Source organism: Pseudochryseolinea flava (genome assembly GCF_003286915.1).
In the GTDB taxonomy this organism is placed as follows: Bacteria; Bacteroidota; Bacteroidia; order Cytophagales; family Cyclobacteriaceae; genus Ohtaekwangia; species Ohtaekwangia flava.
This window is the reverse complement of record NZ_QMFY01000012.1, coordinates 72,631-90,148: the sequence shown is the minus strand read 5'-3', so window position 1 is coordinate 90,148 and position 17,518 is coordinate 72,631. Positions and strand designations below refer to the sequence as shown.

Genomic DNA, 17,518 nt, shown 5'->3' with positions numbered 1-17,518 from the left:
CTATTTGATCACGTAGTTCATGTGATAAGGTGTTGCGCCGTTGAAGCTCAGGATAAAATCAACCTGTTTACCCTGAATAGCATTCCGATCCAACTTCCAAGCATTAGCCCATTGATCACCACTAACCTTATAGGAATGGAAATATTCCGCTGGCGCTGTTCCGTATTTACCATCTTGACTCGGACTATCATTGTCTTTGTAGCCCCACCATTCTTCTAAATCTCCTTCACCATCGTTGATGATCATCTTGTATTTATGACGTTCCTCAAGTCCCCAAGGCACAGCAGTAAGGTTTACGGTAACATCATCTACGCGCCATTCGCCATCTCCTGCATAACCGAGTTCCCACATGATTTTATTTTCCCAGCAGTACCAAAATCCTACATATTTAACTTCGACTACATTGACCGCGCCAGTATTAAAATCAAGTTTAATGCGATGGATTTTCTCGTCACCTTCAAACGTATTTTCTCCGTCTTCACCAACAACCTTAGCACCGTTACTATTGGTGATAAAGAAAGAATTCGGTGTTCCTGTTTTTGCATCCACAAATTTATAAGTACCTGCTTTGAGCTTCGTATAGATTTCGAACACGCCGGCTGCAAGTGGTCTCATTGTTTTCGCGGCTGCTAAATCAGTTCCACCTTCCGTTGCCGACCCCGTGATATACACTACACCTGGAATTGCTTCGAAACCAAAAGGTCGTTCCAACTCGATGGTACGATCCATTGCAGCCTTCACCATGTTATCACCCTTCGTAGAAAAAACAGTCCATTTAAATTTCTTTGGAACAAACGACTCAGCGCCGCCCATTTTTGCCATTCGATTCAAGTCTCCATGCGATATACTAACCTTGGTCTGCTGTCCATTCCCGTCCGATACAACTTTGAAGATCGGATCAGAAAAATCACCATCCACTTGATCAAAGGCCACCTCATACAGCACGAGCGAACCATCTTCAGCGTAAGCTTTGTCCCACTCAAACTCTTGCGTCAGCTCGAGCTCAGGTTTTAAAGCAATAGAAAGATTATCGTCGGGGGAGTAGAGGTTCTTTACTTCCGTTACGTTTAAGTTGAGTGATTTTTCATCGTCGCACGCTTGGATTCCGAGTAAAGCGACAAACATGAAAAGCCATGTCAAATATTTTTGGGTATTCATATCAATGTTATTTTTCGAGTGAAATAATATTTACCATCCAGGATTATTGGGAAGAAGATTTTTATTCTGATCGATCTCGTATTGAGGGATCGGCCAGAAATAGTGCCGCGGTAAGAAAACGCGCCTATCGACAAGGATATTACCATTTTCGTCTTTTGGAAATTGGTTGGTGGTAATCCTGATCCCTTTCACAGGTTCATTCAAGACACTCTCGATCGTTTTCCATCGGCGGATATCGTAAATGTGAAGCCCTTCAAATGCAAGTTCCGTTCTACGTTCTCTTCTAATCACCGTCCTTAAGTCATCACTCGATAACGTTACGTCAAATTCAAGGGCTTCAGGTTCATCGAATCCAGCACGTTGTCTGAGGAGCTTAATGGTTTTATCCCAAATCGCAGCGTTCATCTGCCCTAATTCGTGTTTTGCTTCTGCATACATCAGTAGTACATCAGCATAGCGAATCAAAATCAGGTTAATGCCAGAATTAAAATTTGAAGCTGTAGAATCGTAATACTTTCGAAAGTAATAACCGCTGGGCGATGCTACTTGGTTTTCAATTGTGTTGAGTGATGGGGTTGAACCTGGGTATGTAAGAATCTCCTGTAACTTGCCATCGAGATCATAGATCTTCGAGCCATGATGAATGATCGTTTTCTTAAACCGAGGATCTCTATTCTCATAGGGATTTTCTTCGTCATAATCGGAGCCTGCATCATGTATGCCCTTACCATTGATCATCACATAGTCAGATACCAGCGATTCGGAAGGCACTAGGTTTGAACGCAATTTCCCTACAGACTGTGGCAAAAAGAATCGCTGGGCATCGTACGTCCTTGCTGCACCATATTGCAAATCGAAAATAATCTCTTTGTTATATTCGTTATCAAGTGTAAAAATCTTTTCATATCTCGGCACGAGGGTAAACACCCCATTATCCGTTGTATTGATCAACTTTTCACAGTCTTGAACAACTTGTTCCCAATTGCTCTCATAAAGATTTACACGTGCGCGCAAAGCAATCGCAGCTGCTTTAATAATGCGTCCGCGATCCGTGGCGTCACTATAGACGACAGGCAAATCGGCCTCGGCGATTTCAAGTTCTTCCAGTACGCTTTGTATTACCTGCGCGCGCGGCGTTCGCGTGATCACCTTTGCCTCGGCCAATGTTAGCACCTTGTTCACCAATGGTACATCTCCGTACCAGGTTGCAAGCTGAAAATGATGAAATGCTCTGATGAAACGAGCTTCGGCCTTGATGCGTGCCAGCAGATTAGCATCGGTTACAGCGCGATCCGCATTCTCTAATACTAAATTACACTTGTTGATGCCCCAATAATGATAGCTCCATTCTTCAGCAACACGTCCTGTTCGGCCATCATAGCCACCATTCGATATTTGTGATACGTTTCCGAAACCATTGCCTTTGTTATAAGCGTTATCACTAAGGGCCTCATTACCGAAAAAATAATCGGAGCGATACATATTCTCATAGCAGGCCGTTAATGCCGCCAAGGCCTCATCCTGTGTTTTCCAGAAAGCTGTCTCAGGATAATCGTTTGTCAAAGGCTGATCGACATCTTCACACGCGGTAAGTGTTCCGATCACCAGCAGCAATATTGAAATCTTTCTTATCGTCATGATCTTCTCATTAAAATTTGATATCGACACCCACTGATAAAACTTTCGCATTCGGATAATTTCTTCCTGCGACAGGATCATAATTTGAAAAACTAAGTTTGTTGTCAAACTGTGTAAACTCAGGATCCATTCCCAATTTTCTAAAGCGTTCAGGTGCAATCGTTAGCAGGTTTTGACCAGAGAAATAAACCCTGAAGCTCTGCATTCCAAACCTATTTGAAAGTGATGCCGGAAGCGTGTAACCGATCTGTAAATTTTTAAGGCGCGCATACTTCGTATCGTACAACCAATAGTCAGAATAGGCTGTATTATTCTTTGCTTCTGTTGTACTCGTTGTGAGGCGCGGATAGCTGGCATCAGGATTAGTTGGCGTCCAACGATCTTTATGTGTTATATAAAGATGCTCCTCGTTATTATGAAATGCTTCAACTATATCGCCTCGCAAATATTGCGCACGCTGTCCAACGCCTTGCCAAAACATTTGGAAATCAAAGTTCTTCCATGTTGCATTGTACATGACGCCAAACGTAAATCGGGGGAAGGGTGTATCTAAAATATAACGATCATTGGTCTCATCGATTTTACCATCACTATTTTTATCAACATAGCGGATATCGCCAGGCTTCACCTGTAAGTTGCCAGCGAATGGCACCTCAGGGGCATTCTCTATGTCATCCATATTCTGATACAGTCCATCTGACTTCAATAAATAATAAGCTGAAATGGGATGACCTTCTTTATTGATGAAACTGAAATCAGCTCCCTGTATTTGTGCTTCGCCCATTTTCAAAATCTTGTTCATGTTATCCGACATGTTCGCACTGATCGTGTGCTGAATTTCTCCCGTTGTCGCGCGATAACTAACCACGGCCTCCCATCCAATATTTTGAACCTCGGCATAGTTTTGCAGCGGTGAACTTTGCCCTAACGTGCCAGGTACCGACGGTCTAAAATAAATTCCCTTGGTAATCTTGTTAAAGAAGTCGAATGACGCCGTCAACTTTCCGCCGATGAGATCGACATCAACACCGTAGTTCGACATCGTTGATCGCTCCCAATCCAAATCAGGATTGATCGGCGTAAAGGTCGCACCTTGCATACCCGTGTTATTGAAGCTGTATTGGCCAGGTGTAAAACGCACGAGTGATATGTACTCGAACCCACCGATATTTGAATTACCAACTTGGCCCCATGAGTAGCGGAACTTGATATCTCCAAAATTATTCTTGACAGATTCGAGGAATGTTTCATCGGTTGCTCTCCAGCCCAGAGAAAATGCCGGGAAGAAGAACCAGCGATTGTGTGGAGCGAGCACAGAGGCTCCATCGTAGCGCCAAGTGAACTCCGCCAAATACTTGTCTGCATAAGTATAATTCAAACGACCGAATACCGAGTTAACGACTTTTCGCCTCGGATTACTCATTCCATTGTATGCGTCAACACCAAGATCAACTTCACCATTCAGATATCTGAAGTCCCCTCCACTCATGTAATCATCGTCGAGCACATTACCATTAAATCGACGTGCGCCTACGAATGAACCTTTCCCTTCGAAATCATTACGATAACCAAAAAGAATTTTACCGAAGTGATTGCCTATAGTCTTACTGTATTCAATGGTAGAAAAGAATACACGCGTAAGGTCGTTCCAATTCGACTTGGCTTGTTCATTATTTAACGGTGGCGCTGACGAGGCGCGATACTCTGGCGCATATTCAAACTTCTTGATTTGAGTCTCCTCATTATAGATTGAGAAATTTCCAGAAGTATTAACGTTAACGACCAGATTCTCCACTGGCGTAACTACGACGTTGAGTCCACCCAACAAATCATTCGACCTTAACATTTTGTAACCACCCTGCGATAAAGAAGCAAAAACGCTATTGCTCGTTTGACCTGGTACTACAAAATTTCCATTGTCGTCTTTAATCTGATATATTCTCGGTGTACGCATCGCATCACGAATCAGAATACCTGTTGAGAACGGATGCTTACGCGTAACGCCATTTGTATAGGCCAGATTTAAATCTGCCTTAACGAACTTGTTGATTTGTACCGAAATATTACTTCTTAAATTATATCGCTTGTAGTAAAAACGATTTGCCTTCGACACGTAGTCGTTGTTAAACATACTCTGCTGATTGAGATACCCTGCCGAAAGCAAGTAGCTCGTATTTTTAGTACCTCCAGTGACGCTAATGTTTTGATTTAATTGCGGCACCGTGTTGTTTACCATTTCATCATATGCCCAAGGCTCCGATCCATTCTCTCGCGCAGCACGAATCTCTTCCGGCCTAAACTGTGGTGAAGCTCCTGAATTTACGAGTGCTTCGTTTTTTAAAGTCATAAACTCCCAAGCTTCAACAGCCTGAGGTGACGTTGTAGGCGACTGAAGTCCAAATAACCCAGAGTACTGCACCGACACTTGATCCGATTTATTCCCGCGTTTGGTCGTAATGTAAATCACACCGTTTGCAGCTTGTGAACCATAGATTGCTGATGACGCCGCATCCTTTAAGATCGAGATATTCTCAATGTCGTTTGGATTCAGGTTATTCAATCCAACTTCCGACACAGAAATACCATCGATCATGATCAGCGGTGTGTTCGATGTAAAACTTCCTACACCCCGAATATTTAATGTCTGCACACTGCCGGGCTCTGCATTGTTTTGCTGGATTGTCAAATTTGGTGCAAGGCCTTGTAGTGCTTGATAGATGTTTGTAACGGGACGATTCTGAATTTGATCAGGCTTGATTGTGCTTACTGACGCGGTCAGATCTTTCTTATTCTGCGTTCCGTATGCTACTACAACCACTTCAGAAAGCGTGGCAATATCTGGCGTCAGTTGAACACTCAATTCCGTACGCGTACCGACCGTCTCCTCCACGGGCAAATACCCGACGAAACTTATCACCAAAATAGATTCTTGATTACGAACATCAAGTGCGAATTTTCCGTCGGTGTCTGTAACAACACCATTCGTCGTACTCTTCTCAACAATATTTACACCTGGCATCGGTGAGCCATTCTCATCCGTTATTGTTCCCGATACGCGAATGACGGCGGACGACGACAGCGCCCCTCCTTCAATCGCTGCCGTTAGATCAGCTGTTGTGGTCTGAACTAAGTCGCCACTCTCCTCGGCAGTGAACGTCTGTTTGCCATTCACGTTGAAAATAGAATAATACTTATCCGATACTTTCTCAAATTTTAGATTCAACGGTGTAAGCGCGCGTTCCAAAGTTTCTTCAAGGTTGTTAGAAACCATTAGTTCATTGCTTACTTTCTTATCACGAACGATGGCGCTTTCAAAAGTGAAATACACTTTAAAAGTTTTCTCCAACGATGCGAGAAAATCCTTCAACGTTTTTTGCGAGGCCGGCGGGGCGACTTGCGTCGTCAGCGATGCCGTAACCTGCGCATGCATCGGATAGCAACAACATATCGCCATCACGAACAAGCTGGTTAGTTTATGAGGTAGTAATAATTTCATAGGCGGTTGGGTTAACGAAAAATAATCACGTCTTTCTCCCGAATGATCTCAAGCTTATGGGATGTACTCAGCGATTTCAACACAACACCAAGGTCATTGTTGGGCAAAGTTCCGGTTACTTCACGCCAGGCAAGATCCTGATTCTGAATTTTAATGGTAACGCCATAGTAGTCCTCGATCTTTTCGGCAACGACGCGCAGTGGTGTGTCTTCGAAAATGAGTTTGTTGCTCTGCCACGCATTGTATTTTGCTGGACGAACAATCTTCTTTTTAAATGTGGTATCGGCTACAGCCAGTGACACAAAATCACCGGGCTTCATGATAATTCCTGTCGATCGACTTAACGGCGACGTGAGTTTAACGCTGCCTTCATCAAGCACAACCTCCGTATTTCCACGGCGATTGTTAACATTAAACTTTGTTCCCAACACCTCAATGTTCATGTTGTCGGTGTGGACACTAAAGCGAACACGATTCGGTCTTTTCGCAACGTGAAAAAATCCTTCGCCGTCTAGCCACACTTCACGCATTTCCGCTGCACTTAAATCGTTAGGGACTTTCAGTGTTGAATTTGCATTCAAAGTAACTTCGGTGCCATCCTCCAACAAAATATGCTGCGTCATCCCAAACGGTGTAGTGTAGGTGGTATATCGAAAGAAATCTTTTGTTAATAGATACCCAACAGAAAACAACAGTAACAATGAGGCCGCTACCCCTGAAATCTTAAACCATTTCCTTGATGAAGCGACGGGCATAGAAACGATATCGGCGCTCTTGGTCGCAGTCTTAGATTTACCTTGTAAAAATTGCTTGTAGCGTTCTGTTGCTTGATCCAGGTCAGGTTGATATTGCAATCGGCGAGCCTCCCATTTCGAAAGATGGTAATAGTAAACCTCCTCACTTCCCTCCTGCTGCAGCCATTGCTTAATCAACTGCTTTTCACTCAGCGTGGCCTTATTCTCAAAATATGCGTATAAAATTCTTTCCGAAACGTTCTCCTTCATTTTTCCTAGATTTCAGGCAATAGACAAGTGAAGGAAACGATACCCTATGTTGGGCTGAAAATATTTTCAGGACAGGTAATTTTTCAAGACTTCCGAATTGAAGAAATATCGAATATCGAATCAATGTCATTGATTTCAGTAAGGAGACATAAAAAATGTCACCCCACCCCTTTCGTTCCCTAAAGGGTCAGCACGCAAATCGAGTTCCCCTTCAGGGGCCAGGCGTAAAGACGAATCCATACCTGAAGGAAGTGCTTAAGTCAACGATATCGAATCAATGTCATTGACTTAAGTAAGGAGACATAAAAAATGTCACCCCACCCCTAAAGGGTCAGCACGCAAATCGAGTTCCCCTTCAGGGGCCAGGGGTGAAGACGAATCCATACCTGAAGGAAGTGCTTAAGTCAACGATATCGAATATCGAATCAATGTCATTGACTTAAGTAAGGAGACATAAAAAATGTCACCCCACCCCTAAAGGGTCAGCACGCAAATCGAGTTCCCCTTCAGGGGCCAGGGGTGAAGACGAATCCATACCGAAGGAAGTGCTTAAGTCAACGCATCGAATATCGAATACTAAGTATTGAAGCTGAAAGACTAAAAAGGAAAATTCGCGCTGACTAGCTATTGCATCGACCCAAACAAAATTAGCCACACTAACAGATCTTCTGATTTAAGGTTTCGGCGAAGTATGTCGAGTGCTTTGCTGATATGCGCCTCAACGGCCTTCACTGAAATACCGAGCTCATCAGCAATTTCTTTATACTTCTTGTTTTCAAAGCGGCTCAGTAGAAAAACACGTTTACATTGGTTCGGAAGGTTGTCAATGATCTGATTAATCTCATGAGCGAGTTCATCATACAATAATGCTTGCTCAGGCTTCAAGCTACTAATATCAAATAAGTGCTCTTCAGGAGAAACGGTTTTGTTGCGACGACTTAATTCCCACTTCACATAATTATAGGCACTGTACCGGACTGCTTTAAAGAGATACGCCCGGTATGACGTTGTGATCGAAGCATAAATCTGATCATTCCAGAACTTGCAAAATATTTCAGAAACTAAATCTTCAGCAACATCATGAGAATAAACAAAACGTACAGCATGGCTACACAAGATCGTGTAGTATTTCCTAAACAGTAATTCGCAACCCTCTTGCGGATCGTGCTCGAATGTTTTTCGGATCAATACTTCCTCGTCGACAATACGCGCCACTTCATCCACAGGAGATTCTTCTCCCATGAGCATAGACCGGCCGTTGTCAATTAATCTATTTTCAATCATTCACGCCAATGATTAAGTGTCGAATCTATTTTTATCGAAAATGATCTGAGGGTAATCAAATATAGATAAATGTTAAGAACTTCTCCTAGTGCTAAATCGATTTATTCTTTTTATGGATATTTGGTACCCTATAATATATAGAGCTCCTTTTTCCGTCACTAACTCACCTTCGATGGAGGTTCTTCTATTTTTGTATGCGTCAATTTTGAAAACTCACCGCAATGCGCACAATAAATATACTGCTACTCTCGCTGTCCATTCTGTTGTTCTCCGCGTCTTCTGCATTGGCTCAACCACGCGTACATGAGCATACTTTTCCACACAACCGTCCACCGCTTTTGCGCGTGCCTTATGCTACACTGCCTATCGGTGCAATCAAGCCAAAAGGAATGCTTCGTCATCAACTTGAAATTATGCGCGATGGACTCACTGGCCATCTTGACGAACGTTATGAATTCGTCGTCGGCAAACGTAATGGCTGGCTTGGTGGCGACGGCGATGGATTCGAACGTGGCCCCTATTGGATCGACGGACTACTACCACTCGCATACATCTTACAAGACACGATGCTTATCAACAAAGTAAAGCCGTGGATCGAATGGACACTATCGCATCAACTACCCTCTGGATATATTGGTCCATTACCGTTCACCACGCCACAACAAGATGAAGCCGGTATTCAAAAAGAACCGCGTGAAGACTGGTGGCCAAAAATGGTCATGCTTAAAGTGCTTCAGCAATACTACATGGCTACGCAAGATCGACGTGTGATTTCAGTTCTCGATAAATATTTCCGTTATCAACTCAAAACGCTACCATCAAAACCACTCGACACGTGGACATTCTGGGCGAGCCAACGCGCTGCCGACAACTTGATCGTGGTTTATTGGCTTTATAACCTCACTGGTGAAAAATATTTATTAGACCTCGCATCACTCATCCAACAACAGACTTTACCATTCACCACTATCTTCCTGAACAATTACTCGAAAGTAGACAACGTCGATCACCTCTATCCCCATCATACTGCCGATAAATTTCCATTTGATCAAAAGCTTATCGATCGCATGCATGTCGGACAACTTCAAAGTTTTCATTGCGTGAATCTGGCGCAGGGAATTAAAACACCCATCATATACTACCAGCAAGACAAGAATGTAAATCACCTCCGCGCAGTGAAGAAAGCATTTCAAGATATTGAAATCTTCCATGGACAAGCACAGGGAATGTACGGTGGCGATGAGCCACTCCATGGAAACAATCCAACACAAGGTGTTGAATTATGTTCAATTGTTGAGATGATGTATTCTCTTGAAAATATGTTGTCCATCACCGGCGACGTAACCTTCGGCGATCATCTTGAGAAGCTTGCTTACAACGCACTGCCTACACAAACGACGGACGATTTCAACAACCGACAATACTTTCAATGCGCAAACCAAATTGAAGCTTCACGACACCGTCGTAATTTTTATGAGGAAGATTTTCACGGCGGCACAGACCTTTGTTTTGGTCTTGTTAACGGATATCCTTGCTGCACCTGCAACATGCATCAGGGATGGCCAAAATTTATTCAGAACCTATGGTACACGACTTCCGATAATGGTCTCGCAGCCCTCGTCTACGGAGCATGCGAAGTGAACACGACAATCCAAAATATCGACGTCACGATTCACGAATCAACGCAATACCCTTTCGATGAGAACATTCAATTTAAAATCAATACATCCAAACCACTAATATTTCCTTTGCATCTTCGAATTCCCGCGTGGTGCAAAAACGCTAAAGTCAGTATCAATGGAACTCTCTATAAAACATATTCAGGCAATCAGATTATTAAAATCGAGAGACGATGGAACAACAACGACACGGTGAGCCTTGAACTTCCCATGATGATACGTTCGAAGCGTTGGATAGAAAATTCCGTTTCCGTAGAACGCGGTCCGTTGGTGTATGCCCTGCGAATCGAAGAAGATTGGAAGTATCGTGATGCCACAGATCACTTCGGAAGTTTTTATGAAGTATTTCCGAAATCGAAATGGAACTACGCATTGTTAGAGGAAGCGATTCGAAATCCAGAGAAACATTTCCAAGTCGTCAGAAAAGATGATCTCGCGTTGTACCCTTGGAATCTTAGCAATGCTCCAATCTATTTAAAAACAAAAGGAAAGATTATTCCCGATTGGCAAATTTACAACAACATGCCAGGTCCCCTTCCTCACAGTCGACCGCTATTTCATGTCAAGCAGATGCCACCCGAAGAAATCATCCTTGTACCGTATGGATGTTCTACCCTCCGCATCAGTGAATTCCCTGTTGCCGAATAAGCACGAAGAGCCAGAAAACTTCAACCCGTCAATGAAAGATTAATATCTTTGTTATTCGAAGTCTTAGTCGAAACGGAATGGAAGTTTCTAATTTTCCCTTTGACTTGCAGGAATATTTTTACGTTTTCAACGTTAGCTTTTCTGAGTTGAACATTGGAGAACATAAAATCCGAATATGGATTATTACAGCATCTTACAAGTAGCACGTTCCGCCGACGCCGCGCAAATTAAAGCCGCATACAAGCGACTTGCTAAATTGTATCATCCTGACCATAACCCAGGCAACATCATAGCCGAAGAAAAATTCAAACAAATCAATGAAGCGTATCACGTGCTGACCGACCCGTTGAAAAAGTCGCGTTATGATGAAACGTTTCAGTCTTATAAGATCCCGCAAAAAGAACAGCGCACCGAAGTACAGCGACGACGGTATTACAAAATGCGCCATGCAATGCAAAGTGTTTATCGCATCGATCGTGAATACTTTCGAATACAGGCCCTGACATTTCTTGTATTCATTGTCATCGCTGGATTTTGCTTAACACTCTTCCATACGGCAACTTATTTATGGAATAATGATCGTAACAACGATTTCTCCGCACAAACTCAGGCTATCGGTCAGGCCAAGGCCATGTTTTTTCAAGGAAATTTTGAACGGGCAATTACGTATCTCGACACACTACAAAAAAGAAATCCCGGCGCACTACAACTCTCCTTCACGCGCGACAGTCTCTTGGATGAAATTCGTCGAAAGGCAGAGCAAGACTTCGACGCTCATCAGTATGCTAATGCAGTCGTGAACTACCGAATCCTGGAAAAGAAAGAATCACCGCCATCACAGAAAACACTTCAAGGAATTGCATTCTGCCAATACTACCTCGGCAACTATCGCGAAGCCGTAGTCGCGATGAAACAGCTGCATCATCAAAACCCAAACGACCTCAATCTTATTTATAACATCGGCATCATTAACCTCGACTATCTTGAAAATGCACAAGAGGCCATATTGTATTTCAATCTTGGTGAGAAAAAATTCAAAGAAAATCTTTCTGCACTGTATGGTGATAATTTCGCATCAAGGTTCTCGGACAATGATCTTCCTGATGTGTATTACGAATTATTTATTGGTCAGGCTCGGACTAGTTTGCAGCTTAACAACAACGCGATGGCGCAAGGTGCGTGCGATTGGGCTATGAAGCTTCGTCCTACCCGCGGAGAGCCCTACGCATTGCGGGCAATTTGCAACTTGAGGGAGGGCAAACGCCATTTAGCGTGCAATGATCTCACGGAAAGTCAACAACGTCTTTACCCAGGTGCCGATTCGCTGATTCAGCTGCATTGCCGGTAATAAAAACGCCTGAACTCGAAGGCGTGGCGTCCCACGAATACAAGAAAAATATGTAATTTCACCCCATAATGCTCGCCCGAAAGGCATGCATTCCAATAGACCCAAGATGTAATTTATGAAAAAAAGTCAGTTTGATCAGGAGCACCTTGCATCCGTAAAAAACAGCTATTTCAATATTTTAGCCCTCTTTCTCGGGCAACAGAAAATCGAAAGTAGATTCTTGAGATGCCTCCTCAAATGGGGTTTCCAATTGCACCTCAACCCGGAAGACCTTACACGCGCCAATGTAGATTTAAGCAATCTTCAGTTCGCTCACCCTGGCGACGTGATTGTCAAATTAGAATCAATTTATCACTTGGTGTACATGATCTACCTCGATGAAGTGGTGGAAGACATCGAGTTGGAAGTAGCCACGATTTATGCTGAGCAACTCGGTTTTAAATCGACGGTAGTCAGTGATCTTTTCAAATCGATCGCAACCGAAGCGTACGATGGTCAGAAGTCACGCAACGTCCGCAATGAAGTAATCGATTTCCTCAAATTGTACGAAGCGCAGTAACTTTGAACTTCGGATTCAACGATTTTAGAACCCGCGTCGTTCTGCGTGTAGTCCTGCTGGGAATCACGATGGCCTTGTTTATGTACATGGTCACGCATCCCAACATGCTGTTTGCTGCTATCCTCACAGGCGGCATCATCACCCTACAGCTTTTTGAAATCTTCAGATTCGTCAGCCAGACGAACCGTAAACTCACGCGCTTCCTCGAATCGGTAAAATATTCTGACTTCATCTCCGGGTTCACCAACGATAACAAACTCGGAAAAAGTTTCCGTGAACTTAACGTCGAGTTTAATGAAGTACTGGAAGCTTTTCGAAAAGCGCGTGCCGAGAAAGAAGAGCAAGCGCAATATTTGAATACTGTCGTTCAACAAGTCAGAACCGGGATTCTTTCTTTCGATGCTGATGGCACTGTGCAATTGATCAATATGAATGCGAAGAAGTTTATCGGACTTTCTTCCATCCGTAACATGCGTGAGCTGATCAACATCAATCCGAAATTGTATCACGCCATCAATAGCGTTGAAACAGGAAAGAGTGAACTCTATAAGGGGAGCAACGACTTACACCTTACCATTCAGGCCACGGAGCTCCGTATTCGTGGCACCGATGTGAAATTGGTTACGTTGCAAAACATCCAACCAGAATTGCAACAACAAGAACTTGAGGCATGGCAAAATCTCACACGCGTGCTCCGTCATGAGATCATGAACTCAATCACGCCAATCTCCTCGCTCACCTCTACCCTGCGCGACATACTCGATCACGACATGGAGAATAAGGGTACGCATTACGAGTTGAAAGATGAAGGCGCCGAAGATTTGCGCGATGGACTCAGCACGATTGCCAATCGAAGCAAAGGCTTGATTAAATTCATCGACGCTTACCGCGAATACACGTCGCTACCCAAACCAAAATTCACGTCAATACGCGTGAAGGATTTGCTCGACAACGTCGCGCATCTCATGAAAACCGAATTAAAAAAGACGCAAGTTCGTTTCCAAGTAGATTGCCAATCGGAGTACATCACGATCCTGATCGATGAAGAGATGATTGAACAAGTGTTGATCAATCTTTTAAAGAACGCCATTGAGGCATTGGGCGACACCGAAAATCCTTATTTAAAACTTACGGGCATCTACGAAGACAACATCGTAAAAATCGAAGTGGAAGACAATGGCGCGGGAATCATCAAAGAAGCATTGGAACACATCTTCGTTCCTTTCTACACCACAAAAAAAACAGGCTCAGGTATTGGACTGAGCCTGTCTCGACAAATTATGCAAATGCACAATGGTTCTATTACCGTTGAATCTGAACCCGACGTAAGAACCTGTTTTACATTGAAGTTCTAATGGGTCTTCACAACCTTCCGCGTAACAATTTTACCGTTAACGTTGGCCTTCAATAAATATATTCCTTCTGGCCACTCACTGCCCATCGGATACTTTTCATTGAAGATAAGTTCAGCCGTGGATTGAATTCGTCTTCCATTAAGCGCGAACACTTCAACCGCATACGTTCTGTTCGCCTCGCCGTTCACTTGTACGATCAGTTCATGTTTGAAGGGATTCGGATAGGAACGCATGGTGTCATCACCGTTCATTTCATCGTTAAACTGAGCCGCTCTCGCCACCGCCTCACAAGGCGCGATTCCTTCAACATCATATCGATACAACTCTGGGCCAAACTCGCTTATATAAGATTGTTCATTGATATTTCCGTTAAACAAAACCGTCGCACCCACCGATCCGATGTCTTGCACCGAAATAGGCAGTGATGATTCGATCTGAAAAGTGCCACAGTCAGTTCCATCGGTTCTCCAAAGTCCGCCGCCCTCAGCCTGACGAGCAAAATACAATACGCCATTAATCACTTCCGATGTGGCCTTATAGATATGCGTGAACTGAACATCAAATTGTTTTACCAATATCGTTCCCGCTGTTGTTCCATTAGTCTTCCATAACGCTGTTTGTCCACCGATCGTAACGAGTACCATCATATCAATTCCGACTTGCTCTACGATATCAATTTGTTCAAAGCCAGCAGCAAAATCTTTTACAAGCAACGTACCCGCTGCTGTACCATCTGTCACCCAAAGCGATCTTCCATCGGCATCGTTAGAAACGGTAAAGAGTGCCTTGTTGTCGAACGCTGTCAGTTCCTGAATTTCATTCTTCGCCGGTGAAAAATCTTTTAGCTTCGAAGTCCCTGCGGTTGTGCCATCGGTAATGTACAATTCATAACCAGCTCCATCCCAAGCTGTAAAAATCATGTTACCATTTACAGGCGTAAAAAGATGTGGCGATGATCCGCCGGCAGGATTAATATTAGCTAAGATAGACGTACCCGCCGCAGTGCCGTCTGAAATCCAGAGTTCTTGTTGGTAAGCAGGTGGATTCTCTGGCGCAGAAAACAAAAGTTTATCGCCGTATGCCGCCATCTCGAATGCACCAAAGCCATCTCCTTCAAAACTTTTGAGTAATACCGTACCCGCACTTGTACCGTTCGTTTTATACAAGCCATTCGACGTTCCACTAGAATAATTGGCACCATGAAAAAACACCCATCCATTAGCGTTTGCAGATGATCGTATCCTTAACGGCGGTGCACCAGCGGGTGTAATATTTTGTGTCCCGCTAGTGGTACCATCAGAAACATACAAAGCCGATCCGCCTTCAACTAACTGCGCGGTCAATACAACTCGCTGATTGTCCAAACGCTGCATGGTATGCACGTGCTTGAATTTTTTAACTTCTGATGTTCCAGATGATGTGCCATCTGTTCGATAAAGATTATGGAAGAGAAAATCTCCTCCTTCTTGCCCTGCAAACAATGTCGCATTGTCAAGTGCGATAAAATACTGCGGAGAGCTTCCTACCGACGGTGCCGGTAACGTAAACACGTCTGTTGTTCCCCCCGGTGTGCCATCGCCGATCCTGATTTTTGTCGGAGACATCACGCCAGTTGGTAACTCAACTTCCTGCGAGATCATCATTAAATTCTGTCCACAAGCCGCGAGCCGCGCAGAATTGCCATACGTAAAATATCCAAAACGATTATCGAGCTTCACGGTGTTCGCGAGCGTACCTCCCGTTTTCCAAAGCTGCGTGTAGAGCCAATCATCTTGCGCCATGAAGTAAACCTCATCATTAAAGACCGTGAAGTTCATGTACATAAAACTGTAATCAGCACCTTGCATCGGCGAGGTGATCGGATACGTACCTGCTTCCGTACCATCGCTTCTCCATAAACGATTGCTTACGTAACTGGAAATAAAATAGTATATGCCGCCATAACTAAACACCTCGGTTGTTACATAGGGCTCAGGGCTGCTTCCATTACTTCCTGGATAAATGTCTTTCACCATTTGCGTTCCTGCTTCCGTTCCATCGCTTTTCCAGATCTCCTTACCATGAACGCCGTCATGCGCTTCGAACATTACGAGATTATTTACGGCACGCAGTTTATCAATCGTGCCAGCAGATCCCGGCCGAATATCTTTCACCATCCATGTGCCTGCAGCAGTACCATCACTTCGCCACAACTCTTTTCCGTAAGTAGGATTCTTCGCTGTGAAATAACAAATGCCATCGACGCCAACCATATTTGCTGGATCACTACTGTTACTACCGGGATTGATATCATACACCATGGTTGTTCCAGTTTGTGTTCCATCGCTCACCCACAACTCGATTCCTTTGTTATTTCCGCTTGGCGCAGAGAAGAATAATTTATTACCAACCACTGTTAAATTCTGTGGATCTGCGGATGCACTTCCTGGCTTCACATCTTTCAAAACATACGTACCAGCAACAGTACCATCCGTGCGCCATATCTCTATCCCTGTTGATACCGTTCTTCCCTTGAAATACAAAATACCATTCATTTCAACATAGACCGGATTAAAAAAAACATACTCTTCCGATGGCAGCACATCTTTAAAAAATGTAGTTCCTGCTACAGTACCATCACTTCGCCATAAACTTTCGCCGTTTGAAAAATAGTAGTAGCCATTGTAGCTGTGACCACCGTCCGGATAGTCCATCGCCGTTAAAGCCACCGTACCATTCGGTGTGCCATCTGTAAAATACAAGGAGTCGCCACCATGAAAGAAGGCGCCGTTACCATGTCCCTCGATAGAATTAAAGTCGTTGTAGTACGGATCTGACCACCGATTGACATCCTTGAGCAAACTGATTTGCGCATGAGAAAATTGAGACATCGATAGCAATAACAATAACATCAAACATCGGGCACGGTTGCGCGTAACCTTTGTCATAGTGAGGGGTAGTTTTCTTTTCATAAGATTAAGATTAGATAGACAGTTAGACACAAAGAACGAACTTCAACGATATCACCCTCCAGGGAAAAAGCCGCATTCGTGCGCGTACCGAAAAACAATCAACAAGGGAGGCACTCCACATGAGCAAATCAAAAGCCTGCTCTTCCATTACACCTATCGTGGAATTCTGTGCACAAATATGAGCTATTAAACGGTGAAAACTACCATCTGTCGATATTTTTCCTTTGTCGTTTGGGCGTGCCCTCGTTTTACTCGGTCAGGCTTTCGGCACTCGCCAGTCAACCCACTCCCGATGGCTATCGGGACCATTTCGGGCTCAAACAAATGCCTCAATCCTTCACGCGATGAGCGACAAACTAAATTGTGTCTGCATGTATTCAGAAATTGCCTCTACACCA

Annotated in this window: 10 protein-coding genes; 4 read left to right on the top strand and 6 right to left on the bottom strand. The window is 43.8% G+C overall.

The window, feature by feature from the left end; all coding sequences use genetic code 11:
* The 5 genes from DQQ10_RS20165 to DQQ10_RS20145 all read right to left on the bottom strand — a co-directional run bounded on the left by DQQ10_RS20165 (nucleotide 1) and on the right by DQQ10_RS20145 (nucleotide 8,580).
* A complete protein-coding gene (locus DQQ10_RS20165) occupies nucleotides 1-1,158 on the bottom strand; it encodes a SusE domain-containing protein (RefSeq protein ID WP_112748733.1) in 1,158 nt (385 codons plus the stop codon).
* Nucleotides 1,159-1,188: 30 nt separating this feature from the next.
* Nucleotides 1,189-2,796 carry a RagB/SusD family nutrient uptake outer membrane protein gene (locus DQQ10_RS20160; protein WP_165824026.1) on the bottom strand — a complete coding sequence of 536 codons (1,608 nt, stop codon included), beginning with the start codon at nucleotides 2,794-2,796 and terminating at the stop codon, nucleotides 1,189-1,191.
* Between the two features lie 10 nt (nucleotides 2,797-2,806).
* Nucleotides 2,807-6,292, bottom strand: a complete 3,486-nt coding sequence (locus tag DQQ10_RS20155; protein WP_112748731.1) for a SusC/RagA family TonB-linked outer membrane protein — start codon at nucleotides 6,290-6,292, stop codon at nucleotides 2,807-2,809.
* Nucleotides 6,293-6,303: 11 nt separating this feature from the next.
* A complete protein-coding gene (locus DQQ10_RS20150) occupies nucleotides 6,304-7,296 on the bottom strand; it encodes a FecR family protein (protein ID WP_112748730.1) in 993 nt (330 codons plus the stop codon).
* 624 nt (nucleotides 7,297-7,920) lie between these two features.
* Entirely contained in the window at nucleotides 7,921-8,580 is a 660-nt protein-coding gene (locus DQQ10_RS20145; RefSeq protein ID WP_112748729.1) for an RNA polymerase sigma-70 factor, read from the bottom strand.
* Nucleotides 8,581-8,801: 221 nt separating this feature from the next.
* Here DQQ10_RS20145 and DQQ10_RS20140 point away from each other — a divergent pair, with 221 nt between their 5' ends.
* The 4 genes from DQQ10_RS20140 to DQQ10_RS20125 all read left to right on the top strand — a co-directional run bounded on the left by DQQ10_RS20140 (nucleotide 8,802) and on the right by DQQ10_RS20125 (nucleotide 14,169).
* Nucleotides 8,802-10,907: a beta-L-arabinofuranosidase domain-containing protein gene (locus tag DQQ10_RS20140; RefSeq protein ID WP_112748728.1), complete on the top strand. Its 2,106-nt coding sequence runs from the start codon at nucleotides 8,802-8,804 to the stop codon at nucleotides 10,905-10,907.
* A gap of 175 nt (nucleotides 10,908-11,082) precedes the next feature.
* Nucleotides 11,083-12,255: a DnaJ domain-containing protein gene (locus DQQ10_RS20135; protein WP_112748727.1), complete on the top strand. Its 1,173-nt coding sequence runs from the start codon at nucleotides 11,083-11,085 to the stop codon at nucleotides 12,253-12,255.
* Nucleotides 12,256-12,370: 115 nt separating this feature from the next.
* A complete protein-coding gene (locus DQQ10_RS20130; protein WP_112748726.1) occupies nucleotides 12,371-12,814 on the top strand; it encodes a hypothetical protein in 444 nt (147 codons plus the stop codon).
* A gap of 2 nt (nucleotides 12,815-12,816) precedes the next feature.
* Entirely contained in the window at nucleotides 12,817-14,169 is a 1,353-nt protein-coding gene (locus DQQ10_RS20125; protein ID WP_112748725.1) for a sensor histidine kinase, read from the top strand.
* Here DQQ10_RS20125 and DQQ10_RS20120 read toward each other — a convergent pair.
* Complete coding sequence (locus tag DQQ10_RS20120; RefSeq protein ID WP_112748724.1) at nucleotides 14,166-17,120, bottom strand: ELWxxDGT repeat protein; 2,955 nt, start codon at nucleotides 17,118-17,120, stop codon at nucleotides 14,166-14,168. The two genes, DQQ10_RS20125 and DQQ10_RS20120, sit on opposite strands and share 4 nt — an antisense overlap.
* Between the last annotated feature and the right edge of the window lie 398 nt (nucleotides 17,121-17,518).

Bases quoted from the DNA above. Each gene is read 5' to 3' on its own strand.
- DQQ10_RS20135 (WP_112748727.1), top strand. From the start codon at position 11,083: ATGGATTATTACAGCATCTTACAAGTAGCACGTTCCGCCGACGCCGCG.
- DQQ10_RS20155 (WP_112748731.1), bottom strand. From the start codon at position 6,292: ATGAAATTATTACTACCTCATAAACTAACCAGCTTGTTCGTGATGGCG.
- DQQ10_RS20130 (WP_112748726.1), top strand. From the start codon at position 12,371: ATGAAAAAAAGTCAGTTTGATCAGGAGCACCTTGCATCCGTAAAAAAC.
- DQQ10_RS20150 (WP_112748730.1), bottom strand. From the start codon at position 7,296: ATGAAGGAGAACGTTTCGGAAAGAATTTTATACGCATATTTTGAGAAT.
- DQQ10_RS20145 (WP_112748729.1), bottom strand. From the start codon at position 8,580: ATGATTGAAAATAGATTAATTGACAACGGCCGGTCTATGCTCATGGGA.
- DQQ10_RS20120 (WP_112748724.1), bottom strand. From the start codon at position 17,120: ATGAAAAGAAAACTACCCCTCACTATGACAAAGGTTACGCGCAACCGT.
- DQQ10_RS20165 (WP_112748733.1), bottom strand. From the start codon at position 1,158: ATGAATACCCAAAAATATTTGACATGGCTTTTCATGTTTGTCGCTTTA.
- DQQ10_RS20140 (WP_112748728.1), top strand. From the start codon at position 8,802: ATGCGCACAATAAATATACTGCTACTCTCGCTGTCCATTCTGTTGTTC.
- DQQ10_RS20160 (WP_165824026.1), bottom strand. From the start codon at position 2,796: ATGACGATAAGAAAGATTTCAATATTGCTGCTGGTGATCGGAACACTT.